Genomic DNA, 25,332 nt, shown 5'->3' on the forward strand with positions numbered 1-25,332 from the left:
GGCAAAGGCCGCCGTCCGATTCGGACGGCGGCCTTTGCTCGTTTCTACAGCCGGGCCTTGACCGCGGCGGAGAGCCGCGAACCGTCGGCCTTGCCATCGGCCAGCGCGGTGGCCGCCTTCATGACCTGACCCATCTGCTTCATTCCCGGACGCTCACCGAGCTGCTCGGCCACCTCCGCGATCGCGGTGTCGGCGACCTGCGCGACCTCGGCGTCGTTGAGCTGGGTCGGCAGGTACTCCTCGATGATCTCTTCTTCGGCCCGCTCGTTCGCGGCCAGTTCACCGCGACCGTTCTGCTCGTAGATCACGGCCGCCTCGTTGCGCTTCTTCGCTTCCTTCTGCAACAGCGACACGACATCGGCATCGGAGAGTTCGTGCGCCTCCGTACCGGAGACCTCGGAAGTCTGGATAGCGGCGAGCAGCATCCGCAGGGTCGCGAGACGCAGTTTGTCCTTGGCTTTCATCGCGGTGGTCATATCCGCGCGCAGCTTGGCTTTCAGTTCCGACATGCGGTTTACCGTAGTCGTTCGCTCTGCGCAGTCCCATCACATTTTCGTCGCAGCGAAAATTCCAGACCGTTTGTGCGGAAACACACGCGCCGATCCGGGAGGGGGTCGCCTATGCTGGGCAAATGCCCGTTATCTCGACGTCCGCTGTCCGCCGAACCGCGTTGGGAGCCGCCGGGGCCGCCGTCGCAGGCATCGGCTACGCCACGCTGATCGAACGGAACGCGTTCGTCCTGCGCGAAGCCACGATGCCGGTGCTCGCGCCCGGTTCGCCGACGTTGCGCATTCTGCACGTCAGCGACCTGCACATGATGCCGGGCCAGCAGCTCAAACAGCAGTGGCTGCGCGAACTCGACCGCCTCGAACCCGACCTGGTCGTGAATACCGGCGACAATCTTTCCCATCCCAAGGCCGTGCCCGCGGTGGTGCAATCCCTCGGTGCGCTGCTGGCTCGACCGGGCTTGTTCGTGTTCGGTTCGAATGACTATTTCGCGCCGGTGCCGAAGAATCCGCTGAAGTATTTCAAGAAAGATCACCGTCGCGTCTACGGCGATCCGCTGCCGTGGAAGGACCTGCGCGCTGCATTCACCGAACGCGGCTGGCTCGATCTGACCCACACCCGGCGTGACCTCGAGGTGGCGGGCATCCGCATCGCCAGCGCCGGTGTCGACGATCCGCACCTGCAGCGCGACCGCTACGACACGGTTGCGGGCGCACCGAATCAGCTGGCCCAGCTCAGCATCGGGGTGACGCATTCCCCCGAGCCGCGCGTGCTCGATCGCTTCGCCGAAGACGGCTACGACCTGGTACTGGCCGGTCACACGCACGGTGGGCAGCTGGTCGTTCCCGGTTACGGCGCGCTGGTCACCAACTGCGGCATCGACAAGTCCCGGGTGAAGGGCGCCTCGCAGTGGGGCGAGCACACCCAGCTGCACGTCTCGGCCGGCATCGGCACCTCACCGTGGGCGCCCTACCGCTTCTGCTGCCGCCCCGAGGCCACGCTGCTCACGTTGGTCGGCGCCCAGCCCAAGCGGCCGTCCGCCGACACCGGCTTCGGCATTTCGACCTCGGAGGCCGTAGCCCGCTAGGGTCTGGCTCCGAACGACATTGTCATTGAGGTGTCATCAGGAGAAGACCGTGAGCAGTGGATCCGACGACAGGCGCGACGACCCGACCGTATTCGGCGGACCCGGCGCACCGAACCAGCCCGACCAGCAGTGGCAGCGGCCCGGTTCGCCGGATCCGGTTGCGGAACAGCCGAATCCGGGCGCACCTGATTCCACCGCGGTGTGGACGCCGGGCAGCACCGGCCTCCCTCCGACCCTGCGCTGGGACGGCTCCGGCCCACCGCCCGGGCTTCCCGAACCCACGCAATGGGCACCGGCGGGGCCGCAGGATTGGCAGGATTCCGGTAACCCTCCTGCGGGACAACAGGTTCCGCCGCAAGGGCAGGCCGACCCCACCCAGCTACGCCAGCCGGGGTCGAATCCGCCTGTGGGTCAGCCGGGTTCGAATCAGCCCTGGCAGCCCCCTGCCGGGCAACCCGGCCAGCCGTGGAGCCCGCAGCCGGGCGTACCGGTAGCTCCGGGCGCCAACTTCCCTGGCGGACAACCTGGTTCGAATCAGCAGTGGCAGCCGGGCATCAATCCCCCTGCTGGACAACAGCCTCCGGGTCAATGGGGCGCACCGGTTCAGCAGTGGGGCGCTCCGCCTCCCGGTGGGCAGCAACAGTGGGGAGGTCCGCCGACTCCGCCCCAGCAGTGGGGCACACCCGCCGGGCAGGCCGATCCGACCAGGATCGGCGCACCGGGTTGGCAACAGCCCGCACCGCAGCAATACGGTGAAGTCCCCCCGCTGGACCACCATGGCGTCCAGTCGTACGGCCAGCCCTTCCCGCCCAGCCAGAAATCCGGGAACAAGGCGGCGATCTGGGCCGCGGCAGGTGTGGCGGCGCTGCTGCTGGTCGGCGGCACGATCACCGCGGTCGCGCTGACCCGCGGCGACGACGCACCGACCAGCACCGCGGGTGGCACCCCTTCGATGGTCAGCGCCCTGTCCACCACGCCGGGGCCGACCTCGTCGAGCAAGCCCAAACCCAGCACCACCACACCCACCCCCTCGGGCGCCGCGTCGAACCGCAAACCCCTCATCGAGGGCTACCAGGTAGTGGCCTCCCCCGACCGTGGCGCCGCCTACGACGTCCCGGCAGGTTGGAAGGTCGCTAGCGAAACCACCATCGGCGGGGTCGGCGAACCCCCCGGCGACTCGGTGATCGGCAAGGGCTACGCCTCCGACGGCCGCGACTATTGCCCGAACTCCACCCGCACCATGTCGCTGCTCACCGGCTCCAAGAACGCCGACAACGCCGCGGCGGGCGCCGAACTCGGCACCAAGGCCGCCCCCCTCGCCTACCAGGGCTCCAAGGGCACCCCCGGCCCCGCCCAGCCCCTGAAGTCGATCGACGGCAAAACCGAGGGCATGTTCACCGAGACCACCGGCACCGTCCCCGCCCCCAAACCCGGCTGCGCCAGCACCTACTCCATCTACACCTACGCCTTCAAAGGCGCCAAGGACGGCAGCTTCGTCATGGTCATGATCGCCGACACCGGCGTACCCGGCGCCATCGACGCCGCCGAGGCCAAGCGCATCTTCAGCTCCATCAGATCCCTCGACTAACCCCCACCTGACCAGCCAATTTAACGTTTTCCGACCCCACGTTGTAAGCTACTTCAGGTTCGCCTCACGGGGTGTGGCGCAGCTTGGTAGCGCGCTTCGTTCGGGACGAAGAGGTCGCAGGTTCAAATCCTGTCACCCCGACGTGTTGGTTGAGACACAGAAGAGCCCCTGATCAGTTCACTGGTCAGGGGCTCTTCGCTTGTCTGTGGGGGTTTGCGGTCGAGGGGGTTCGGCCAGCAGATGGTGAGGGCCGTGAGGGAGATCAGGCTGAGGATGAGGGCCAGGATGGTGGGGCACATGGGGGTCGCCCTTCCGGGGTGAGCGGAGTGGGAGCGCGGCGGTGAGCTCGTGGTCGAGTGTGGGCGCCTGCATGGCGAGTGGGGTTGCCTGCGTGTTCAAGGTTGGTTGACAAGTTCTCCCCACGCGAGGCTCTGCGTGGTGAGGGTGCCGGTGTGAGCAAGGGATAACGTGGCGCTTACTTTCTGTCACTTGATAGAAATTAGCGGTCGATAGCGTATACACCCATGTCGACAAGGGTGGATGCACCGGGCGATGGCTCGGGGAGGCCGTTGCGCGACGTTGTATATACGACGTTGCGGGGGGAGTTGATGAACGGTGACATCCGGTTCGGGGAGCGCCTCACCGAACCGAAGCTGTCGACCAGGTTCGGGATCTCCCGCACGCCGGTCCGGGAGGCACTCACCATGCTCTGCTCGGACGGGCTGTTGCAGCGCGAGGAGTTCGGATTCAGTCCGGTGCGGCCGAGCGTGGCGCGGATTCGCGATCTCTACGAGCTGCGGCTGACCCTGGAACTGGGTGGGATGACGCGGGTACGGGCGGATCCGCGGATCACCCACGACACCGCGCTGCTCCGCGCCGAGCGGCAGAAGTGGCTGGCGTTGCAGGCCGACCCGCCCGCCCAGGAGCCGGGTTTCGTCGTTGTCGACGAGGAATTCCACATCGCTCTGCTGACCGCGGCGGGCAATGCCGAGATGGTGCGCGCCCTGGTCGCGGTGAACTCCCGGATCCGGCATGTGCGCATGTACGACTTCATGATCAACAACCGCATCGAAACCACGATCAGCGAGCACCTCGGCATTCTCGACGCCGTCCTCGCCGGTGATCTCACGCTGGCCCAGCGGCTCTTGCACACCCACATCGGCGATTCGCTGGATGTGGTGCTCGAGCGGATCTCGCGCGCTGTCGCCGCCATGTCTCTGAGTGAATAGAGGAGCGTTCATGTCTGTCACCCCGACCGCGCGGGTCGCCGCCGCCTACGCACGGATCGCCGAGGTGGATCGGCCCGAGGTCTGGATCACGCTGCGCTCCCACGAGGTTCTCAGGGCCGAAGCCGTCGAGCTGGAACGCCGGGTCGCCGCGGGCGAGAAGCTGCCGCTGGCGGGCCTGCTCCTCGCGGTGAAGGACAACGTCGACGTGGCCGGCTTGCCCACCACCGCCGCCTGTCCCGAATTCGCCTACGAGGCAACGGACACCGCGGCCGCTGTGCAGCGGCTGGTCGCGGCGGGCGCGCTGGTGCTCGGCAAGACCAACCTGGATCAGTTCGCCACCGGACTCGTCGGTACACGCAGCCCCTACGGCGCCGTCCGCAATGCCCTTCATCCCGAATTAATCTCGGGTGGTTCGAGTTCCGGCTCCGCGGCGGCTGTCGCACTCGGTATCGCCGACCTCGCCATCGGCACCGACACGGCGGGCTCGGGGCGCGTACCCGCCGCACTGCACGGCATCGTCGGCATCAAGGCCACGCTCGGCGTCATCCCCACCCACGGCGTCGTGCCCGCCTGCGCCGACTACGACACGGTCACCATTTTCGCCGCAGACCTGGACTCGGCCGTCACTGCTGCGAAGACGATGGCGGGCAAGGACTCTCGTGACCCGCGCAGCCGCGAATGGCCCGCCGACGTCCGCCTCGCGGCATCCACCGAGCCCGAGATAGCCATTCCACGACCCGAAGACCTCGAACCGCTGAGCCCGGCCTATCGAGCGGCGTTCACGGAAACTGTGGCAGCCCTGCGTGATCAAGGATTGCACCTCACGGAGATCGACATCTCGCCTCTTCTCGACGCGGCCCGCCTGCTCTACGACGGCGCGATAGTCGCCGAGCGCTATGCGGCGGTCGGCGAGTTCGTCGACAAGGGCGCACCGGGCCTCGACCGCACTGTCGCCGGAATAATCAGTGCCGCACGAGACCTCGACGCGCATGCCTTCGCACAAGACCTGGACGCTCTGGCCCGCGCCCGCACCACAGCGACAAAACTGCTCGTCGGCTTCGACGGCCTCCTGCTCCCCACCACCACCGAACACCCGTCGATCGCCGAAGTCGACGCCGACCCACTCGCGATCAACCGCCGCCTCGGCACCTACACCAACTTCTGCAACCTCCTCGACCTCGCCGCCGTCGCCGTCCCCGGCACGCCCACCGCCGATGGCCTCCCGTTCGGCGTGACGGTCGTAGTCCCCGCGTTCGCCGACCAATCGGCCGTCGACCTCGCCGCCCGCATCACCGGCACCCCGGCGCCGCTACTCGTGGAAACCGGGGTGCCCCTTGCCGTTTTCGGCGCCCACCTGCGCGGCCAACCTCTGCACTGGCAACTCGAACAACTCGGCGCCCGCTTCGCAGGCGAGATCACCACCACCGACGCCTACCGACTGACCGCCCTCGACACCACCCCGGCCAAACCCGGACTGGTCCGCCACGGCGACGGACAAGGCGCACCGATCCTCGGCGAACTGTTCCTCGTCTCCCCTGCGGGGCTCGGCCGATTCCTCGCCGAACTCCCGCCGCCGATGGCCCTGACCAGCATCGATCTCGCCGACGGGCGGTCGGTGGTCGGCTTCGCGTGCAGCTACGACGCCGCCGTCGCCGCCACCGACATCACGCCGTACGGGAGCTGGGTGGCGTATCTACGGGATCGGTGACCTCGATGCCGAGCTCGGCGAGCAGGCCCGTCACGCGATGACCGATGTCGTCGCGGATGGGCCGCACGTGCTCGGCCTCGAGGCCGGCCGGATCATCGATGATCCACTCCACGTAGCGCACCCCCGGCACCAGCGGGCAGGTATCGCCGCAGCCCATCGTGACGATCACGTCGGCGGCGCGAATGATCTCATCGGTCCACGGCTTCGGATACTCGCGCGAGATGTCGACGCCGGCCTCCGCCATCACCGCCACCGCGGCCGGGTTGAGCTGCCCACCCGGCACCGACCCACCCGACCAGGCCACCGCCCGGCCCAGCGCCAGCTCTTCGAAGAAGCCGAGCGCCATCTGCGACCGGCCCGCGTTGTGCGTACACAGGAACAGCACCGTCGGGCGCGGCCGGGCCACCTTGCCCTCGAGCTTGGCCAGCGCCTGCAACCGTTGCCGCCCGAACCGCTCGGCGAGCAGCGGTAGGTACAGGGTCACGGTGGCGCGAGCAGCGAAATTCTCGTAGGAGGAATGCAGGAAACGATGGATCGTCTCCGGCTCGAACATCGTCGCGAATTCTTCGCGCAGCCGCACCTCAGCACGGTCGAGCGCGTCGGAGTGCTCCGCTATATCGACCACCCCCCAACACTGACCCGAATCCGGGCCATACGCAAACGCCCGGGCCGATCAACCCCTCGACCGACCGGCCCGGCACGCGTACTCACCGACACGACGTGGAACATCTTCGGCCCAGCCCGTCGGTGTGGTTACCGTCGGCAGTGCGTCTTCAGCGTTTGGAAGAGCCACCTTCTGGTCTGCACCGCCGGGTCCGACCGATCACCCCTCGAGACCGATCGGACCCGGTTGTTCCGGTGTCTGAAGCAACAATGCGGTGTCGGTCTCTAGAGCTTCTTAAGAACAACTTGTCGGCGAAGTCGGGTTTTCGGCGATGATAGAAGCACCGACGCAAGGAGATCGACCATGGAAACCGCGATCGTCTGGTTGCTGGCAAGCCTGCTGTACTGGTTCAGCAACTTCTGACCCCTGACTCCGACTACGAGAGAGCCCGGAACCAGGCCCTTCGCCCACCCGTGACGAGGCAGGTACGCGTATCGCCGTACCTGCCTCGTGCCGTTGTGTGGATCACATCGAGCCGCCGGAATAGTTCACCGACAGCCGCGGTTGGACTCACTGTCGACGTCCGAACAGCCCCGGGCCTCACCCCATTGTCGCTACGAGCGACCACCCGCCGAGAGGCGCTTGTGGGGCGTCGGCACCCTGACGGGCCGTCCTCGAGGCGGCCCATCGACTCGAACGCCGCCAGGTCACCCTCATCGACCTGGCGGCGTTCTTTATCTTTCGGACAGCGTGCAGCCGGCCAAGCTGTCGACGACACCGATCATCTCGCGGTATTTGTCGGCCGCGGTCGAGCCCGGGTAGCGAACGTTGTGACGGTAGTAGCGGTGGAAGGCGATGATCAGGGCTGACAACTCGACCATGTCGCGCAGCACGCCAGTGCGCTCCTCCGAGGTGAGCGGGATCTCGGAGGAATAGCCCTCGACGATCGCGTCGACGCGCTCCGGCACCAGCCGACCCTCGACGACGCCGAGACCGATGATCGCCATGCCGAGGTCGAGCAGTGGGTCCTCCCGACACGCTGTTTCCCAGTCGATGATGACGAGATCGCCGCTCCCGCGCACGATGATGTTGTCCGAGTACAGGTCTCCGTGGATCAGAGTGTGCTGTCGTCCGCTGTCGGCTTCGCCGAGTGCGGTGAGACGGACGGCGAGCCACTGCGCAAAGGCGCGGTCAGCGAAATCAACGATGTGCGAACGACGTTCGGCCGTCAGTCTGCGGCCGAGCGATGGCAACGGTTCGTCACCGACTACCTCATCGACAGGGAGCGCATGCAGTCGCGCGAGCGCTGCGCCAGCCCTACCGAGAAGATCCTCCGGGAAGACCGGGTATACGGTCCCTTCGACCCATACTTTCAGGATTATGACCCGGCAGCCGATAGTTACCGCTGACCGGCCGCCGATGGAACGAACCAACTCGGTAGTGTCGAAGCGGCCCGCCAACCTGCCGAGCAGCGATGCCAGCTGTGGTGCGCTCGCCGGATCGTTGTCCAGCACAGTCAGCGCGTAATCGGTTGGTTCACCATCCTTCACACCACGTACGCGGAAGCTCGAATTGGCCGCCCCACCGGATACCGGCTCGATCGATACCACCTTACCGATGTCATATTCGGCGCAGATCTCTTCTGGGTCAAGGTCCTTCAACGTCGTGTATTCGGCCATGACCGCTTCGTCAGTTCCTCTCAGTAGCGGCGAGCTCAGCTCGCCGATCCGTGACCAACCCGCTCCACCGCTGTTTCGCCGTTGCCGCCCCTTCGATCCAGTCGGACCGCAGGGTCGACGGAGAATCCCGGTTGGTGAACATATAGGCGATCTCGACCAGGTAGGCGAACTCGGCCCCCCGAACGCTCTCCCTGAGCAACATCTGTGCGTGTTCGCTCAATTGCGGTGAATCGACGACAGCGGCATGGAAGCAAGCTGCCAGACGCGCGTAGCCGGCAAGGGAGGTCAGCCCGACGCCTGTGGCCGAAGTGGCGACATCGTCGGCGCGCTGCGGCAGATCCGGGTCATGCCCGGCATCAACGACCAGAGTGGCGACCTGCAACAGCACCTCCGCCCAGCCGACCCGTGCGCGCCCGATCAGCTCGTGCGCGTACTCGACCTGAGTATTGGCTCGGGCTCGATCCTGGAACGCCGCGGCGAAGGCTAGATAGGACTGGCACAACGCCGCCTCACCGGACAGTCCTGCCGACGACGACTGGTCGCGCGCTACCGCCAGCGAGGTACACGCCAGCGCGATGTTTCCCTGCGACCACCAGAGCTCGCCCAGCGCACGCTGTTGCCTGCCCGTCGCGCCGAGGTTCTCGGCGATCTCCAGCGCGTTCCGGAATCTGCCCAACCTGCGCAGCAGGTGGTGCAGACCGCGTCGCGCGTCGGGCGCCAACCGACCGCCGCCGTCGGCGACCTTGCGCATGCCGCGCATGGACGCGTCGAAATTGCCTAGATCACGCTCGCACATGGCGATGTAGTACTCCGGGATCTCCCGAATCCGCGCGGGGAGGTCACCGGTCGCGAGAATCGCGCGGAGCTCGTCGGCGATTGTCTGACGGTGGGCACTGTTGCGTCGCGCGATGACCGACAATACGACGGCCAGCGCGGCCGCCGCGGCATTGACGGGCAGTGGTGTGCCGTCAGCGGTGCTCGGTGGATCGCCGATGTCGATCGCCTCGGCCGCCGAGTCCCGTGCGAATTCGACGGCGGCGTCTTCGAGCCACCCGAGGCGCAACGAGAAGTCGCGTGCCAGCCGCAGGCCCTCACGCAGACAGAACACTAAGACTCTGCGGTCACCCTCGGCGGCACGCCACTGGACACCGATCGCGTCGAAGGCCCTTTGAGCTGCTCGACGCCAGTCGGCCGCACTCCAAGGCTCCCGCGAATCGGCGTCGAAACCAGCATTGCGGATCGCTGAGCGCACGAGCTTGTGTACCCGATAGGGCCACAACCCTGATTCGTCGAATTCCACGAACGGCCGGTCGACGACGCACAGTGCCGCGCTGTCACGGGCCAATCCCGCTGCGGTGGTTGCCAGCTCGATCGAGAAAGATTCGAGCACACTCACTGCCCTGACCACCGATTGTTCGTCCGGAGTGAGATCACGAAAAGTCGCGGTAACCAATTCGGCAAAATCGCGGTCGAACGCCTGCACCGGCGGGACGCTGCCCTCGCTCTGTAACAGTTCGACGAACAGTGATGCGGCCATGTCGAGGTAGAGTGGCAGACCTTCCGACCTCGCCGCGATCACCAGGCGGTGCTCACCCGGAATCATCGGGAGGCCGTCGCTGACCAATCGCTGAGCCAGGAAGGTTTCCCGGTCGTGCGGGGATAGGTAACCAACCAAGTGCTGTCGCGGCTCACCGGTATCGGATCGGAGCAACGGCCAGCGGACCGCGCCCGTGCGCCAGAGCTTTTCGCGTAGGCGGGCATCGTCCCACTGCAGCCGATTACGACCGGTCACCACGAACAACACATTCGGCATCAACCAGACCAGGCGGTTGATCAGCCGCTCGTTCTTCCGGTTGCCGCGCTCGGCGATGTCTTCGAAGGTATCGAGCAGAACAACCGGCAGCAGCGATTGCTTCGGCGGCAATTGAGCGATGTCCCAGGCAAGTAGATGGGGGTAGTAGCTGAGGGCGTCGAGGTCGGGCTCTTCCTCGAGAATGGCGGGCAGCCTTCGGCAACGTAGCGCGAGCGCATGGTCATGCCGGTCGCGCAGCGCCTTGACCAGCGCGCCGACACCCTGACTCACCAAGCCACCGACCATGCCGGGGAGCTCGAAGTTGTCCGCGACTTCACCCAAGATCTCGTTCACCTGTTCGGGCAACCTCGAAGAGATTCGACTCAACCTCGTTCGCGCGCGCAGGTAGGCGTCGAGTGACTCACCAGGGTGACATGCCTCCCAGTACCGGCTCAGCGCGAGGTCGAACGCGGGCGCTCGATGGCCGTGTGACGCGAGAGCCAGCCGAATCGCCAAGATCACTTCGTCCAATTCGAAGGTCGTGTTCTTCGCCAGATCCAGATACACAGGCACTGTCCGGGGCAATGGCGGATCCGGCACTTCCCAGTGCGACATCGCTACGTCGTCGCCACCGAGTCGACGCGCGATCTGCTGTGACAACCTGGTCTTGCCGATTCCGCCAACCCCATAGAAGACGAGAACGTTGCGGCGTGGAATCTCCAGGTCCTGGACGTCGAACGTCGGTGTCGACACCGCTTCCCAGACATTGCGGACGCTATCGACCACGGCGGCCCACTCGGTATCCCGATCGGAGAACACCTCGTGCGCCTGGAAATCGGCCGCGTTCCCTCGGAAAGCGTCGTCGAGATTCGACGGTGGCATGCTGATCCCCCTGACCAGATGGTCGACATGAAATGCCTTCTGCCAGTGTTCCATCCCGCTGCGGCTCGTGCAGGGCTGTTCGGAATCCCTCAAGCTGTTCCATCGTCCGGGTCGCTCATCACGCGCGCATGCTCGAGGATGGGGCCATGACTTCGGATGGGCAGCTGCGGCGGGGGTTGGGGTTGGGGGATTCGGTGGTGGTGGGGTTGGGGGCGATGGTGGGGGCCGGGGTGTTCGCGGCGTTGGGCCCTGCGGCGGGGGTGGGTGGGTCCTGGTTGTTGGTGGCTTTGGGCGTCGCCGCGGTTGTTGCCTACTGCAATGCGATGTCTTCGGCTCGGTTGGCTGCGTTGTATCCGGTGTCCGGGGGCACGTATGTGTATGGGCGGGAACGGTTGGGGGCGTTCTGGGGGTACCTGGCCGGCTGGGGGTTCGTAGTCGGGAAGACGGCGTCGTGCGCGGCGATGGCGTTGACGGTGGGCAGCTACGCGTGGCCGGAGCAGGCGAATGCCGTGGCGGTGGGGGCCGTGGTGCTGGTGACGGCGATCAACTATGTGGGGGTGCAGAAGTCGGCGCTGGCGTCGCGGGTGATCGTGGGGGTGGTGCTGGCTGTGCTGGCGGCGGTTGTTGTGGTGGGGATCGGTGGGAGTCATTCGGGGGCATCGGTTCTCGACAAGGAGATCGGGCCGTACGGGGTGTTGCAGGCGGCGGGGTTGTTGTTCTTCGCGTTCGCCGGGTATGCGCGGATCGCCACGCTCGGCGAGGAGGTGCGTGCGCCGGAGCGGACCATTCCGCGAGCCATCATGCTGGCGCTGGCGGTGGCATTGGCGGTGTACGCGCTGGTGGCGGTGGCGGCGTTGCTGACCTTGGGGTCGGGTGGGCTGGCGGCCGCGCGTGATCCGCTCGCGCAGGTCGTCGAGGCGGCGGGGGCGGGATGGCTGGCGCCGGTGGTTCGGGTGGGTGCGGTGCTGGCGGCGGCGGGTTCGCTGCTGGCGTTGATCCTGGGGGTTTCGCGGACCGCGCTGGCGATGGCGCGCGACGGGCACCTGCCGCGCGCGCTGGCCCTGATCCATCCGAAATACGCAGTCCCCCATCGAGCCGAGCTCGCGGTGGGTGTGGTGGTCGCGGTGCTCGCGGCGACGGTGGATCTGCGCGCGGCGATCGGGTTCTCGTCGTTCGCGGTGCTGGCGTACTACCTCATCGCCAACCTGTCGGCGGCCACGTTGACCGCCGCAGAGGGCAGGCCGCAGCGCTGGGTTCCGGTGCTCGGGGCGGTGGGTTGTGTGGTGGTCGGGTTCGCGTTGCCGATCGAGTCGGTGCTGGCCGGGCTCGGAGTGCTCGCGGTCGGCGCGGGGGTGTACGGGGTTCGCGCGGGGAGGTGAATCTGCGCTGTGATTAGGGGGTTCGGCGGCCACGCTATACGGGTTACGGTGCGTGGCACGGGCTAGTCTCGCCCGCATGCGGCACATCACGGGCGTTTTCGCGGGAACGATCGCTGCGGTGCTGGCCTCGGCGAGCCTATTCGCCGTTCCGGCCCACGCCGCCCCGAGTACCACCTGCGAGGTGACCTCAGGTCGCGACCTCGAGCGCGCCGAACCCGAACAGGTGGGGCTGGATTCGGCGAAACTCGAAGCGGCACTGCAGTTCGCCGCCACCCGCAACCGGCTCAACGTTCAGATCTTCCGGCACAACTGCCTCGTCGGTGAAGGACTGCGCAACGACGAGACCGGCAATACGCCGTGGAACATCTGGAGCGTCACCAAGTCGGTGGTGTCGTTGCTGGCCGGAATCGCTTCCGACGAAGGCAAAATCGATATCGCCGCACCCATCGACCGCTATCTGCCGCCCGGTCTCGGCGACGCGGCACACCGGTCGATCACCGTCGAGAACCTGCTCACCGAAACCTCCGGCATGCAGGTGGGAGTGCTGTCCGAGGGCATCACCGCGGTGATCCCACTCGACCCGCACTCGGCAGTGCAGGCGCTGTCGGTGCAGCTGACCAACCCGCCCGGCACCACGTTCAGCTACAGCCAGCGCAATGTCGACCTGCTGTCGTACGTGATCGAGCTGGCCGTCGGCGAACCGCTGCAGCAGTTCGCGCAGCGCGAGCTGTTCGACCCGCTCGGCATCCCGCGCAGCGACTACTACTGGGCCAGTGACCGATCCGGCCATACCTACGGCTACGCCCATCTCATGCTGCCCCCCAACGACCTGGCCAAGATCGGGCTGCTCGTCTCCAACGACGGCCGCTGGGGCGCCGACCGGGTGATCTCCTCGGATTATCTGCGCAAAGCCCGCACACCGTCGAAGGCGAACAGCTGCTACGGCTACCTGTTCTGGCTGGGCGCCGATTGCAGTGAATCCCCCGACTTCCTGCCCCCCGATACGTATTTCATGTCCGGGCTGGGCCTGCAGAACGTGTTCTTCCTGCCGAGCCTGGACATGACGGTGATGTGGACGGGCCCGTTCGGCAACCAGACCGCCTACGGCCCGAGCGGCATCCTCGCCCATGCCGAAGAACTGCCCCACGAGTTCTTCCGCCGCCTGTTCGCCGCCGTCACCGACGCCCCGGTGCCGATCGCCGCACCGTACGTGGAGCCCCCGCTGGATTTCGACGCCGGCAAACTCATCGACGCCAACATCCTGCTGGCCGTTTTCGGTATCGGCCCCGGCGCCTACCCCGGCTGCACCGTCTTCGATTGCCTCAACCAACCCCTGGCCGCCCCGTTCGCCAGCATCCCACCCGGCTGCGCCATCCTCGCCTGCGTAGGCAACGACCCCCGAACCCCCGGCATCCGCCCGATCCGCTGAGCAGCCCCACCTCCAGGACTACCGAATCAACGGTTCGCGAGCAGAACTTCCGCGATCTGAATCGTATTCAGCGCAGCACCTTTTCGCAGGTTGTCACCCGAGATGAACAGCGCGAGACCACGACCGCTCGGCACACCCGGATCCTGGCGGATACGCCCGACGAGGGAGTCGTCCTGCCCTGCGGCGGCCAGCGGGGTCGGGACGTCCACCAGGCGCACGCCCGACGCCTTGGCCAGCAGTTCCTTGGCCTGCTGCACCGAAAGCGGTTCGGCGAATTCGGCATTGATCGACAGCGAGTGCCCGGTGAAGACCGGGACCCGCACGCAGGTGCCGCTCACCAGCAGGTCGGGCAGGCCGAGGATCTTGCGGCTCTCGTTGCGCAGCTTCTGGTCTTCGTCGGTCTCGAAGGAACCGTCGTCGACCAGGGAACCGGCCAGCGCGATCACATTGAAGGCGATCGGCGCGACGTAGTTGTTCGGCGCGGGGAAATCGGCGGCCGCACCGTCGTGCACCAGCTTCTCCGCGTCGGCGGACACCGCGCGGATCTGCGAGGCGAGCTCCTCGACCCCGGCGAGACCGGAGCCTGAAACAGCCTGGTAGCTCGACACGATCAGACGCTGCAAACCGGCCACATCGTGTAGCGGCTTGAGCACCGGCATCGCGGCCATGGTGGTGCAGTTCGGGTTCGCGATGATGCCCTTGGGCAGGTTGCGGGTGGCCTCGGGGTTGACCTCCGACACCACCAGCGGCACATCGGGGTCCTTGCGCCATGCCGAGGAATTGTCGATCACGGTGACGCCCGCCGCGGCGAAGCGCGGGGCCTGCACACGCGACATCGTGGCACCGGCCGAGAACAGCGCGATGTCGAGACCCGTCGGATCGGCGGTCTCGGTGTCCTCGACGACGATCTCGCCGCCGCGCCACGGCAGCGTCTTGCCCGCCGAACGCGCGGAGGCGAAGAACCGCACCTCGTCGGCCGGGAAGTTGCGCTCTTCGAGCAGCTTGCGCATAACGGCGCCGACCTGACCGGTCGCACCGACAACACCTACACGTACACCCATTGCTTAACGCCCCGTTCCGCCGTGGACGACAGCGGCTTCGTCGCCGCCGAGATCGAATGCCTTGTGCAACACCTGCACGGCTTCATCCAGTTCCGTGTCACGCACGAGCACCGAGATGCGGATCTCCGAGGTGGAGATCAGGTCGATGTTGACGCCCGCGTTGGCCAGCGCCTCACAGAAGGTGGCGGTGACGCCCGGGTGCGACTTCATTCCGGCGCCGACCAGGGAGACCTTGCCGATGTGATCGTCGGAGAGGATCTCGGCGAAGCCGATCTCGTCCTGGCGCGCGGTGAGCATCTGCACCGCGCGGACCAGGTCGGTCTTGGGGCAGGTGAAGGTGATGTCGGTCTTGCCCGTGTCGACCTTGGAGATGTTCTGCAGCACCATGTCGATGTTGATCTCGGCGTCGGCCACCGCGCGGAACACCTTGGCCGCGTAGCCCGGCTCGTCGGGCAGGGCGACGACGGTCACCTTGGCCTCGCTGCGGTCGTGTGCGACGCCGGTCAGGATTGCCTGCTCCACGGGAATGTCCTCCATCGATCCGAAAACAGTGGTGCCGATCTTGTCGGTGTAGGACGACCGAACATGAACGGGAACGTTGTAGCGGCGCGCGTACTCCACGCAGCGCAGCATGAGCACCTTCGACCCGCAGGCCGCCATCTCGAGCATCTCCTCGTAGGAGATCTTGTCGAGCTTCTGGGCGTCGGGGACGATGCGCGGGTCGGCGGAGAAGATGCCGTCGACGTCGGTGTAGATCTCGCAGACGTCGGCTTTCAACGCCGCGGCCAGCGCGACGGCGGTGGTGTCGGAGCCGCCGCGACCCAGCGTGGTGACGTCCTTGCTGTCCTGGCTCACGCCCTGGAAGCCGGCCACCAGCACGATCTGCCCCTCGGCGAGCGCCTCTTGCAGGCGGCCCGGGGTCACGTCGATGATCTTGGCGTTGCCGTGCGCGCCGGTGGTGATCACGCCGGCCTGCGAACCGGTGAACGAGCGGGCCTCGGCGCCGAGCGTGTGGATAGCCATGGCCACCAAGGCATTCGAGATGCGCTCGCCCGAGGTGAGCAGCATGTCCATCTCGCGAGCAGGCGGCGCCGGGGCCACCTGCTCCGCGAGATCGAGCAACTCATCGGTCGTGTCGCCCATCGCCGAGCACACGACGACTACGTCGTGCCCCTGCTTCTTGGTCTCCACGATCCGTTCAGCGACGCGCCGGATCCGCTCGGCGGTAGCCACCGAGGATCCTCCGTACTTCTGAACTACGAGAGCCACAGCAGGTCCTTCACGATCGAGTGTCAGGTTGGTATCAGCGACCAAGAGTACCGGCCCCGGGCCACCGGTTTCGCTGCTACCTACCCTGCCTGTGGAAAACGACACAGGCTTGTCACCTGTGGATAACCACGGGATTCAGCTCCGATCGAACCAGGTGACCTGCGCGCCGCTGTCGAATTCCTTGCGCCGGGTCGGGCTGAAAAGTGTCGGTTTGAAGACGCCGGTGAAGGCGGGGATGCCCGCGCCCGCGATGACCGGATAGCTCTTGACGATCAGCTGATCGATCTCGTCGAGGAGCTGACCCGCGAGCTTCCCGCCGCCACAGAGCCAGATGTCGAGGCCGTCGCGCTGCTTGAGTTCGCGCACCAGCTCGACCGGATCACCGTCGACGATCTCGATGTTGGGTGCGTCCACCGGCCCCAGCGAGGAGGAGAAGACGTATTGCCGCATGTGGGCGAACGGGCTGAGGACGCCCGCGTCGTAGGCCGCCGCGTAGGTGCCGCGGCCCATGAGCATCGTGTCCCAGCTCTTGTTGGGTGTGTCGACGTCGATGCCGAAATGCGGGCGAAGGTGGACCGGGACGGCCTCGGGGAATTCGGCGTTGAGCCAGCCCGAGTACTCCGGCGGCGTCGGATAGAACTCGTACTCCCCGCCGGGGCCGGCGATGTAGCCGTCGAGGGAGACGCCGATGTAGTAGACAAGCTTTCGCATGGTTACCGCCTCATGTGTAGTACTCTGATTGAAGTGGTTTCAACGTAGTACTACAGATGGAGTGGTGTCAAGTGCGAACTAATCCCGAACGACGACAAGCCCTGCTCGACGCGGCCATCGAGGTCCTCGCCGACGAGGGCGCCCGCGGCCTCACCTTCCGCGCGGTGGACAAACAGGCGGCCGTCCCCGCCGGCACCGCGTCGAACTACTTCGCCAATCGCGACGAGCTGCTCACCCAGGCCGGCGTCCGCTTCTACGAGGTGGTGCAGCCGAGCGAGGAGACGATGGCCCTGGTCAGCGACGGCCCCAAGGACATCGCGAACATCACCGCGCTGATGAAAGAGCTGGTCGGACGCATCGAATCGCATCGCAAGGCCTATCTCGCGCTGCTGGAACTTCGCCTCGAGGCCACTCGGCGCCCCGAACTGCGCACGGTGCTCACCGAACGCGTCCGAGCCGACATCGATTTCAACGTCCGCAACCATCTGGCGTCCGGTATGCCCGGCGACGCGGAGTCGGTACTACTGCTCTATCTGGCGCTCAACTGGCTCATCGTCGAACACCTCACACTGCCCGCGATCTTCACCGAGGAACAGAGCATGGCACTGATCGAAACCGCCGTCGACCGTGTGATAAGCAGCTGACCCGGTCATATGTCCAGACCATAGACGTGTTGACGATCACTAGGACGACTGTGCACAATCGGGCGCGAAAGCTGCGGGGGTTCGGAGGATAGACAAAGATGCGCTCGAAGATCGACATCCGATTCACCGTTGACGCCGAGATCGACCAAGTGATGGACGCACTACTGGCCGTTGACCTGATGTCGGAGTGGTCGACCTCGCTCAGTGATGTCCGGGTCGGGCCCCGCGATGCCGACGGCAGACCGCGCCGGGTTTTCGCCACCGCCCACTTCATGGGTAACTCCGACGCACAGGTGCTCGAATACTCCTGGGAGCAGTACCGGTCGGAGTGGCGGGTCGTCGACAGCAGCCGCGGTTCCAAGGGCGGCGGCTGGATCGAACTGGTCGACACCCCGGAGGGCACCGAGGTCGACTACCACGTGGAGCTGTCCCTTCCGCTGCCCATTCCGGGCATCCTGTTCAACCGGACCCTGCGCAAACTGCACGAGGAGACGGTCGCGAACTTCATCGACTTCGCCGAGCGGTATCCAGAGGTCGGGGGCTTCGCGGTCGGGTAGCCGCACCGTCCGGGCACCCCCGCGTCGTCGATTCTCAGTCCGCGAATCGCCACCCGGGGTGCGAACATTGACCCATGATCGGAAATCGACGGGTCCGGTTCCAGCCCGTCACCGAAGAGAACTCGGTGACCCAGCTCGAGCTGTTCTTCGACCTGGTGATCGTCTTCGCTTTCACCATGGTCACCGCGCTGGCCGCCGACGACACCACCGCGGCGAACATGCTGCGCGCGACGCTGGTGCTGGCCCTGATGTGGTGGCTGTGGATCGCGTATTCGTGGCTGGGCAACGTGGTACGCGCCGACGAGGGCATCACGCGGGTGGCCATGTTCGTCGCGATGGGCGGTGCGTTCCTCGCCGCGCTCACCATCCCCGAGGCCTTCAGCGACCTGCCCGGTGGCTGGTTCGGTCCGCTGGTCTTCGCGGTGGCCTATCTGGTCGTGCGACTGGTGCACGTCGTAGTGTTCTGGACGATCAGCGCCGGAGATTCCCAGCTGCGCAGGCAGTTGCTGCGCTGGGCGGTCGGCTCGGTCACCGTCGGCACGACACTGCTGGTCGTCGCCGCGATGACGACCGGTCTCACCCAGATCCTGCTGTGGCTCGCCGCGATCGTCGGGGACATGGTGTGGACCTGGGCCGCGGGCACCGACTGGCGGCTCAATTCGGCCAAGCACTACTCCGAGCGCTACGGGCTCATCATCATCGTGGCGCTGGGTGAATCCATCGTCTCGATCGGCATCGGCGTGGCCGGTCTGCCCATCTCCTGGCCGATCACGCTCGGCTCGATGCTCGGCTTGGCCGTATCCGGTCTGCTGTGGTGGCTGTACTTCGATGTCGCCGCGATCTCGATCGAGCACGCGTTCGCCCATGCCAAGGACGCCCGGCAGATCAAGATCGCCCAGAACACCTATATGTACGGGCATTTCCCGATGATCGTCGGCATCATCGCGCTCTCGCTCGGCTTGAAGAAAGTGCTGTACTACGTCGGCGATTCCTCGCATCACACGCTCACCGATCCGCTGTACGGCATCCCGCTCGGCGCGCTCTACGGTGGTCCCGCGCTGTTCCTGCTCGGCATCACGTTCGCGAAGTACTATGCGACCAAGTCACTGTCGGCCGAACGCCTGGTGCTGGCCGCGTTGCTGCTCGCGCTCATCCCGTTCGCAGCGCACCTGCCCGCGCTCGCCTCACTCACCCTGCTGTGCGCGCTACTGGCGGCGCTGGTGATCTTCGAGACCCTGCGCTTCGCCCAGCCGCGCGACCGGATCAGGCACGCTTGACCTGACCGAGGTGGTGGCGCACGCCGTGCTCGGCGGGCGTCGCCCCCCGGTGTGAGGGCGGAACCCGCACACCGGCACGGACAGCGTCGTTGATCTGGTCGAGGTTCTCGCGCAACATGTCGGCGACCAGTTCGTCGGTGCGCGGGTCGTCGAGCAACTGGCGCAGCATCCGGTAGACCGTGTCGGCGACGAGCCGGATGATGTCGTCGTGGAACGGGACGTAGCGCAGTTTGCCGGTCTGCGGGTCGTTCTTGATCAGGTCCATGATCAGCTGGTCGACTTCGGCGTGGTTCTCCTCCAGCGCGGCGGCGATGTTCTGGGTGTAGTGGCCCGCGCGCAGGACCTTGGAGACCTCGTCGAGGATCGCGATCGTCATCGGGCGCTTGATCACGTCGACGATCGTGCCGACGAACCGGTTGACGATCGTCGCGGTGACCCGCTCCCCCAGCGCCCGGTCGGCCACCCGGCCGAGCCGGATCAAGATCACCACGATGCGCAGCAGCCGGAACCCGCGGAACAGCGGGCTGGTCACCGGGATCATGCCGAGGACTTCGTACCAGTAGATGAACGGGAACGACCACGGCCACCCCGCCCGCCGCCAGCGCCAGACGAACTCGACGAGGAAGATCGCGCAGATCGACGTGTCGACGATGACGATCGCGTGGTACGTCGGGCCGCTGACGTCGAAGAAGGTGATCCACACGACCAGCACCACCGAGATGATCGCGAGGATCAACATGAGGATGTCGGTCCGCAGAGTCGGCGTTTTCGAGCGCACGTCCGGCAGGGCCTCGACCCGTTCGATCCCCGGTGAAGCCACTGTTGCTCCTGAATATCTGGCGGTCGGCGCCGCGTAGGTCGGCCTTGACATCGCTGCCCACGCTAATTGGTCGACCGACGCCGCGAGGGGAGTTGCCGACGCCGGTCGGTGGCGTGTTCAGCCGCGCAGGACGGCCTCGATATTGCGTTCGGCCAGCGCGGTGATGGTCAGGGACGGGTTGACCGTCGCGGTGCTGCCGGGAATCGCGGCACCGTCCATCACGTAGAGGCCGGGGTGTCCGTGGACGCGGCCGAAGGCGTCGGTGGCCTTGCCGAGGACCGCGCCGCCGAGCGGGTGCGCGGTGAACTGGGCGTTGGCGTCGTAGCCGAGCGCGCCGTATTCGGCGACCGCGCCCGCGCGCTCGGCGATCCGGTGGTCGACCACGCGAGCCGCCGCGGCGACCGCGTGCTGCGTGGCCGTCGACCAGTTCAGGCCGACGCCGCCCGTCGCGACGTGATAGCCGAACCGAGCGCGGGTCGGATCGAGGACCATCCCGAGCGAGGCCAGCGCGCCGGTCTCGAACGGGATACCGGGGATGTACCAGTTCTCCAGGGTGAGGGGCACGTTGGATTCGTCGTGGATCCGGCTGGCGCTCGGCACACCTTGGCCCTGGCCCGCGATGGCGCTCGCGCCGCGGGCCAGCACCACGTCACCGTTGGTGCCGAAGCCGTCGCCGATGTGCTCGTTGAGGTTGGGCAGCGTGCCGGTGGCCTGGGCGCGGACCAGCAGCTCCGAGGTGCCGATGGAGCCCGCGCCGAGGAACAGCTTGTCGCAGGTCAGGTTGCGGGTGCTCAGCACCTGGCCGCTCGGGGCCAGTTTCGATACGGCGACCACGAACCGGCCGCTCGCCTCCTGGGCGATGGCGTCGACGCGGTGGCCGGGGAACACCTGGGACTTGCCGGTCTCGCGGGCGTAGCGCAGGTAGTTCTGGTTGAGGTCGAACTTGGCGCCGTTGGAGTTGCCGAGGTTCGAGCGGGCCGAGGTGGCGGAGGCGCGGGAGGTGCCCGCGAGTTCGCTGCGCAGCACGTCCCAGGTGAAGATCGAGTCGTTGGGCAGCGGCTGGTATCCGGCCGCGCGCACCTGGTCGTCCCAGGCGCGCGAGTGCGCGAACGGCGAGGAGTTGTAGATGTCGGCCGGCATGGTGTCGAGCCGCAGCATCTGGCGCACTCGCGGGTAGTAGACGCTTTCCAGCTCGCCGTAGTCGACGACGCCACCGAAGACCTGGTCGAACAGTGTGCGTGGCGGAGCCACCATCGCCCCGCTGAAGATCACCGAGCCGCCACCGACCGCGGCGGCGCGCCACACGTCGATCCCGGAATACTCGGTCACATCCAGCACCCCGCCGAACGCGCTGAAGCTCATCGGCACCTTGGTGACGCCGGTGAAGCTGGTGCGATGCCAGAACCCGCGGCCGTCGGGCAGATCATCGCCGGTGAAGATCTCGCGCCACGGGTCGTTGGGCCAGTGCGAACCACGCTCGAGGACGGTGTTGGCGATCCCGGCCTCGGCCAGGCGCAGCGCGGTCACGGCGGCGCCGAAGCCGGATCCGATGACGATTGCCTGCGTGTGGGCGGGTGCGTCCGGAATCGGCGCGAAGATCTCCGGCACCCAGGACCGGAACATCGCCTCGCGCGGATCCGCCGAAGCGGGCACGCTCGCCAGCGTCGTTCCCACAGCACCGGCAACAGCCGCCAGTCCCGCCGCCTTGAAAAAGGCACGTCTGTGCACCAGGCCACCTCCCTCATCACGCATGGCCGACGCGAAGAATACCTTGCAAACCGGACAATCGCCCGGTCGTACGGGCATTTGTCACATGTCACGGCGGCGCGTGGTGCGCGGGTGGGACCTCAGCTGGTGAGCAGGCGGACCACCGCGACGGTGCCGACCACCACGATCACTCCTCTGAGCACATTCGGCGGTAACTTCCGCCCGACCTTCGCGCCCAGCTGCCCGCCGATGATCGACCCGACCGCGATCAACGCGACCACCTGCCAGTCCACCTCCGCGATCGCGATGAAGATCGCCGCCGACACCCCGTTGACGATCAGGGCGAGGACGTTCTTCACGCCGTTGAGCCGCTGGATGTCCTCGTGCACGAACACCCCGAGCAGGCCGATCAGCAGCACACCCTGGGCGGCCCCGAAGTAGCCGCCGTAGATGCCGGTGGCGAAGACCGCGACCAGCAGAATCGGCCCGCCGTGTTCCGGCGCCGCCGACGCGCCGTCGGCCCTGCGCTGCTTCACCCACGCGGCCAGTCGCGGCTGCACGACGACCAGGATCAGCGCCACGATGATGAGGACGGGCACGATCGCCTTGAACGCCGCCGCGGGCATCGTCAGCAGCAGGATCGCGCCGGTGATGCCGCCCAACAGCGACGCGGTGCCCAGTTGCAGCAGCCGAGCCCGCTGCCCTTCCAGTTCCCGCCGGTAGCCGATGACCCCGCTCACCGAGCCGGGGACGAGCCCGATCGTGTTCGACACATTCGCTGTCACCGGCGGCAACCCGAACGCGAGCAGCGTAGGAAAGGTGATCAGCGTGCCCGATCCGACGATCGTATTGATGCCACCCGCCGCGATACCCGCGGCGAAGATGGCCACCTGTTGTAACCAAGTCATTCGAATTCCTTTGGTACGTCTCGTCGGACGCGAAGGCCCGTACAAGCGTGCGTTATGGGGAAAACCGTACTGGTCAACCGGTGAGCGAAAGGCAGCGGACTTGATTCACCGAATTGGCCCGGGTCGCTTACGAGCGAAGGTGGGCACGCGGTAAGCTCGGAGGATCATGCTGCAGCGGGCTCTTCTTCTCGGCCGCCGCGACGGGTCCTGATACGGACCGGCTCCCGTCGCGGGGTTCCAACGCGCCGGTCGACCCGCTCCCATTCAGGGAATCCTTCACACCCACGGAGAAACTTGCATGTCCTCGGCTGACGCATTCGTATCCGCTTCGCGCACCATTTCGGCCCCCGGCAAACCCGCACCGGCCGACCAGCCCATCTGGAACACCCAGAAGAACTCCTCGATGCCGACGTTCCGGTATCGCCCCTTCGCCGAAGAGGTGGAGCCGATCACGGTGCCCGACCGCACCTGGCCGGACAAGGTCATCGATCGCGCCCCCGCGTGGTGCGCCGTCGACCTGCGCGACGGCAACCAGGCCCTGATCGACCCGATGAGCCCGGCCCGCAAGCGCCGCATGTTCGACCTGCTGGTGCGGATGGGCTACAAGGAGATCGAGGTCGGTTTCCCGGCCGCGAGCCAGACCGACTTCGATTTCGTCCGCGAGATCATCGAAGACGGCGCGGTCCCCTCCGACGTCACCATCCAGGTGCTCACCCAGTGCCGCCCCGAGCTGATCGAGCGCACCTTCGAGGCCTGCGCGGGCGCACCGAACGTGATCGTGCACTTCTACAACTCCACCTCCATCCTGCAGCGCCGGGTGGTCTTCCGCGCCGAGCGCGACGCGGTGAAGAAGATCGCCACCGACGCCGCGCGGCTGTGCCTGGAGATCGAGAAGCGCTACCCCGACACCGAGTGGCGCTACGAGTACAGCCCGGAGTCCTACACCGGCACCGAGCTGGACTACGCGCGCGAGGTCTGCGACGCGGTCTCCGAGATCATCGCGCCGACCCCGGCCAAGCCGCTGATCATCAACCTGCCCGCGACCGTCGAGATGGCCACGCCGAACGTGTACGCCGACTCGATCGAGTGGATGCACCGCAACCTGGCCCGCCGCGACTCGATCGTGCTGTCGCTGCACCCGCACAACGACCGCGGCACCGCCGTCGCGGCCGCCGAGCTGGGCTACCAGGCCGGTGCCGATCGCATCGAGGGCTGCCTGTTCGGCAACGGTGAGCGCACCGGCAACGTCTGCCTGGTGACGCTGGGCATGAACATGTTCTCGCGCGGCATCGACCCGCAGATCAACTTCTCCGACATCGACGAGGTCCGTCGCACGGTGGAGTACTGCAACCAGCTGGCCGTCGCCGAGCGTCACCCCTACGGTGGCGACCTGGTCTACACCGCCTTCTCCGGCAGCCACCAGGACGCGATCAACAAGGGCCTCGACGCGATGAAGGCCGCCGCTGACGCGCAGGGCGCCGATGTGGCCGACATCGTCTGGGAGGTCCCGTACCTGCCGATCGATCCCAAGGACGTCGGCCGCACGTACGAGGCCGTCATCCGGGTGAACTCGCAGTCGGGCAAGGGCGGCGTCGCCTACATCATGAAGACCGATCACGGTCTGGTGCTGCCGCGTCGCCTGCAGATCGAGTTCTCGCAGGCGATCCAGGCGATCACCGACGGTGAGGGTGGCGAGGTGACGCCCAAGGAGATGTGGGACGTCTTCGCCACCGAGTACCTGAACCCGATCCTGCCGCTCGAGCGGATCAAGCAGAAGGTCACCGCGGCCGAGACCGACGGCGGCGTCGACTCGATCGTCGCCACGGTGAAGGTCGACGGCGTCGAGCAGGAGATCAGCGGTTCCGGCAACGGCCCGCTGGCGGCGTTCGTCGACGCGATCGCGACCGTCGGCTTCGAGGTCCGCGTCCTCGACTACAGCGAGCACGCCATGTCCGCCGGTGACGACGCGCAGGCCGCGGCCTACGTCGAGGTAGCCATCGGCGACAAGGTTGTTTGGGGCGTCGGCATCGCCACCTCGATCACCACCGCCTCCCTGCGCGCCGTCGTCTCGGCCGTGAACCGCGCGGCGCAGTAGCTTGCTCTATGGCGGCCGGGACCTCGGGTCCCGGCCGCTTTTGTCCCTGTGGATAGATTCTCGGGGCTGTGGACAACTTCGGTTCGACCGGTCGGCCTCGTTCCGGATATACCGGTTGAGCTGGGCGCATGCGAATCCGCTCCGGGGCGCGGGAGCGACTGCCCCCGACGCGCGAAAATTGCCCCCGTGTTAGCGTTTTAGGGCATATTCAGCGCCGAGCTTTCCTGCTCGTTCAGCGAGCAAGTGGGGGAACTGTGACCAACAACGACCATAATCCGACCTCGCCGCCGTGGCTGCAGAGTCCGTCGGCTGACGTGTCCGAAGCTGCGTCCGGTCCCTCCGGTGTGCAGACCGCGACCGAGGACGACATCGTGCCCGCCGAGCCCGCCGCCGAGCCGA

General features: G+C 66.7%; 20 protein-coding genes and 1 tRNA gene. 11 read left to right on the plus strand and 10 right to left on the minus strand.

The window, feature by feature from the left end:
* Positions 1-44: 44 nt before the first annotated feature.
* Complete coding sequence (locus ACFWFP_RS31635) at positions 45-509, minus strand: GatB/YqeY domain-containing protein (RefSeq protein ID WP_378994328.1); 465 nt, start codon at positions 507-509, stop codon at positions 45-47.
* A gap of 122 nt (positions 510-631) precedes the next feature.
* On the opposite strand from ACFWFP_RS31635, the gene ACFWFP_RS31640 reads away from it, so the two are divergent.
* From ACFWFP_RS31640 to atzF, 5 genes are all read left to right on the plus strand, one after another.
* A complete protein-coding gene (locus tag ACFWFP_RS31640) occupies positions 632-1,594 on the plus strand; it encodes a metallophosphoesterase (protein ID WP_101464816.1) in 963 nt (320 codons plus the stop codon).
* Between the two features lie 49 nt (positions 1,595-1,643).
* Positions 1,644-3,182, plus strand: a complete 1,539-nt coding sequence (locus ACFWFP_RS31645) for a hypothetical protein (protein ID WP_379301214.1) — start codon at positions 1,644-1,646, stop codon at positions 3,180-3,182.
* 67 nt (positions 3,183-3,249) lie between these two features.
* Positions 3,250-3,323: transfer RNA gene (locus ACFWFP_RS31650), tRNA-Pro, on the plus strand.
* A 383-nt stretch (positions 3,324-3,706) separates the two neighbouring features.
* Positions 3,707-4,411, plus strand: a complete 705-nt coding sequence (locus ACFWFP_RS31655) for a GntR family transcriptional regulator (RefSeq protein ID WP_379301216.1) — start codon at positions 3,707-3,709, stop codon at positions 4,409-4,411.
* A 10-nt stretch (positions 4,412-4,421) separates the two neighbouring features.
* Entirely contained in the window at positions 4,422-6,119 is a 1,698-nt protein-coding gene (atzF, locus tag ACFWFP_RS31660; RefSeq protein ID WP_379301218.1) for an allophanate hydrolase, read from the plus strand.
* Here the strand turns inward: atzF and ACFWFP_RS31665 are convergent.
* From ACFWFP_RS31665 to ACFWFP_RS31675, 3 genes are all read right to left on the minus strand, one after another.
* Complete coding sequence (locus tag ACFWFP_RS31665; protein WP_379301220.1) at positions 6,076-6,744, minus strand: arsenate reductase ArsC; 669 nt, start codon at positions 6,742-6,744, stop codon at positions 6,076-6,078. The two genes, atzF and ACFWFP_RS31665, sit on opposite strands and share 44 nt — an antisense overlap.
* Before the next feature lie 713 nt (positions 6,745-7,457).
* Positions 7,458-8,402 carry a phosphotransferase gene (locus tag ACFWFP_RS31670; protein ID WP_379301222.1) on the minus strand — a complete coding sequence of 315 codons (945 nt, stop codon included), beginning with the start codon at positions 8,400-8,402 and terminating at the stop codon, positions 7,458-7,460.
* 10 nt (positions 8,403-8,412) lie between these two features.
* Positions 8,413-11,130, minus strand: coding sequence for a hypothetical protein (locus tag ACFWFP_RS31675; RefSeq protein ID WP_379301224.1), 2,718 nt, complete (start codon positions 11,128-11,130; stop codon positions 8,413-8,415).
* A gap of 92 nt (positions 11,131-11,222) precedes the next feature.
* Here ACFWFP_RS31675 and ACFWFP_RS31680 point away from each other — a divergent pair, with 92 nt between their 5' ends.
* Entirely contained in the window at positions 11,223-12,455 is a 1,233-nt protein-coding gene (locus ACFWFP_RS31680; protein ID WP_379301226.1) for an APC family permease, read from the plus strand.
* A 76-nt stretch (positions 12,456-12,531) separates the two neighbouring features.
* The gene (locus tag ACFWFP_RS31685) at positions 12,532-13,884 is read left to right on the plus strand and encodes a serine hydrolase domain-containing protein (RefSeq protein WP_379301228.1); all 1,353 of its coding nucleotides are present in this window, start codon (positions 12,532-12,534) and stop codon (positions 13,882-13,884) included.
* A gap of 26 nt (positions 13,885-13,910) precedes the next feature.
* On the opposite strand, the gene ACFWFP_RS31690 is transcribed toward ACFWFP_RS31685, so the two are convergent.
* From ACFWFP_RS31690 to ACFWFP_RS31700, 3 genes are all read right to left on the minus strand, one after another.
* Entirely contained in the window at positions 13,911-14,945 is a 1,035-nt protein-coding gene (locus ACFWFP_RS31690) for an aspartate-semialdehyde dehydrogenase (protein ID WP_379301230.1), read from the minus strand.
* Between the two features lie 3 nt (positions 14,946-14,948).
* Positions 14,949-16,214 carry an aspartate kinase gene (locus tag ACFWFP_RS31695; RefSeq protein ID WP_378961573.1) on the minus strand — a complete coding sequence of 422 codons (1,266 nt, stop codon included), beginning with the start codon at positions 16,212-16,214 and terminating at the stop codon, positions 14,949-14,951.
* Between the two features lie 135 nt (positions 16,215-16,349).
* Positions 16,350-16,925, minus strand: coding sequence for a dihydrofolate reductase family protein (locus ACFWFP_RS31700; protein WP_379301232.1), 576 nt, complete (start codon positions 16,923-16,925; stop codon positions 16,350-16,352).
* Positions 16,926-16,996: 71 nt separating this feature from the next.
* On the opposite strand from ACFWFP_RS31700, the gene ACFWFP_RS31705 reads away from it, so the two are divergent.
* From ACFWFP_RS31705 to ACFWFP_RS31715, 3 genes are all read left to right on the plus strand, one after another.
* Entirely contained in the window at positions 16,997-17,569 is a 573-nt protein-coding gene (locus ACFWFP_RS31705) for a TetR/AcrR family transcriptional regulator (protein ID WP_379301234.1), read from the plus strand.
* Between the two features lie 98 nt (positions 17,570-17,667).
* Entirely contained in the window at positions 17,668-18,126 is a 459-nt protein-coding gene (locus ACFWFP_RS31710; protein WP_379301236.1) for an SRPBCC family protein, read from the plus strand.
* A gap of 74 nt (positions 18,127-18,200) precedes the next feature.
* The gene (locus tag ACFWFP_RS31715) at positions 18,201-19,403 is read left to right on the plus strand and encodes a low temperature requirement protein A (RefSeq protein WP_379301238.1); all 1,203 of its coding nucleotides are present in this window, start codon (positions 18,201-18,203) and stop codon (positions 19,401-19,403) included.
* On the opposite strand, the gene ACFWFP_RS31720 is transcribed toward ACFWFP_RS31715, so the two are convergent.
* From ACFWFP_RS31720 to ACFWFP_RS31730, 3 genes are all read right to left on the minus strand, one after another.
* Entirely contained in the window at positions 19,390-20,223 is an 834-nt protein-coding gene (locus tag ACFWFP_RS31720; protein ID WP_379301240.1) for an ion transporter, read from the minus strand. The genes ACFWFP_RS31715 and ACFWFP_RS31720 overlap by 14 nt on opposite strands.
* Positions 20,224-20,340: 117 nt before the next feature.
* Positions 20,341-21,951, minus strand: coding sequence for a GMC oxidoreductase (locus ACFWFP_RS31725; protein WP_379301242.1), 1,611 nt, complete (start codon positions 21,949-21,951; stop codon positions 20,341-20,343).
* Positions 21,952-22,070: 119 nt separating this feature from the next.
* Positions 22,071-22,838, minus strand: coding sequence for a sulfite exporter TauE/SafE family protein (locus ACFWFP_RS31730; protein WP_379301243.1), 768 nt, complete (start codon positions 22,836-22,838; stop codon positions 22,071-22,073).
* 298 nt (positions 22,839-23,136) lie between these two features.
* On the opposite strand from ACFWFP_RS31730, the gene leuA reads away from it, so the two are divergent.
* Entirely contained in the window at positions 23,137-24,933 is a 1,797-nt protein-coding gene (gene leuA / locus ACFWFP_RS31735; protein WP_379301245.1) for a 2-isopropylmalate synthase, read from the plus strand.
* The last annotated feature ends 399 nt before the right edge of the window (positions 24,934-25,332 follow it).

Source organism: Nocardia sp. NPDC060249, from assembly GCF_042728755.1.
GTDB lineage: Bacteria > Actinomycetota > Actinomycetes > Mycobacteriales > Mycobacteriaceae > Nocardia.

What these genes read in the sequence shown, in the direction of transcription:
- ACFWFP_RS31680 (WP_379301226.1), top strand. Translation starts at nt 11,223, where the DNA reads ATGACTTCGGATGGGCAGCTGCGGCGGGGGTTGGGGTTGGGGGATTCG.
- ACFWFP_RS31700 (WP_379301232.1), bottom strand. Translation starts at nt 16,925, where the DNA reads ATGCGAAAGCTTGTCTACTACATCGGCGTCTCCCTCGACGGCTACATC.
- ACFWFP_RS31715 (WP_379301238.1), top strand. Translation starts at nt 18,201, where the DNA reads ATGATCGGAAATCGACGGGTCCGGTTCCAGCCCGTCACCGAAGAGAAC.
- ACFWFP_RS31635 (WP_378994328.1), bottom strand. Translation starts at nt 509, where the DNA reads ATGTCGGAACTGAAAGCCAAGCTGCGCGCGGATATGACCACCGCGATG.
- atzF (WP_379301218.1), top strand. Translation starts at nt 4,422, where the DNA reads ATGTCTGTCACCCCGACCGCGCGGGTCGCCGCCGCCTACGCACGGATC.
- ACFWFP_RS31690 (WP_379301230.1), bottom strand. Translation starts at nt 14,945, where the DNA reads ATGGGTGTACGTGTAGGTGTTGTCGGTGCGACCGGTCAGGTCGGCGCC.
- ACFWFP_RS31640 (WP_101464816.1), top strand. Translation starts at nt 632, where the DNA reads ATGCCCGTTATCTCGACGTCCGCTGTCCGCCGAACCGCGTTGGGAGCC.
- ACFWFP_RS31710 (WP_379301236.1), top strand. Translation starts at nt 17,668, where the DNA reads ATGCGCTCGAAGATCGACATCCGATTCACCGTTGACGCCGAGATCGAC.
- ACFWFP_RS31685 (WP_379301228.1), top strand. Translation starts at nt 12,532, where the DNA reads ATGCGGCACATCACGGGCGTTTTCGCGGGAACGATCGCTGCGGTGCTG.
- leuA (WP_379301245.1), top strand. Translation starts at nt 23,137, where the DNA reads ATGTCCTCGGCTGACGCATTCGTATCCGCTTCGCGCACCATTTCGGCC.
- ACFWFP_RS31670 (WP_379301222.1), bottom strand. Translation starts at nt 8,402, where the DNA reads ATGGCCGAATACACGACGTTGAAGGACCTTGACCCAGAAGAGATCTGC.
- ACFWFP_RS31730 (WP_379301243.1), bottom strand. Translation starts at nt 22,838, where the DNA reads ATGACTTGGTTACAACAGGTGGCCATCTTCGCCGCGGGTATCGCGGCG.
- ACFWFP_RS31675 (WP_379301224.1), bottom strand. Translation starts at nt 11,130, where the DNA reads ATGGAACACTGGCAGAAGGCATTTCATGTCGACCATCTGGTCAGGGGG.
- ACFWFP_RS31655 (WP_379301216.1), top strand. Translation starts at nt 3,707, where the DNA reads ATGTCGACAAGGGTGGATGCACCGGGCGATGGCTCGGGGAGGCCGTTG.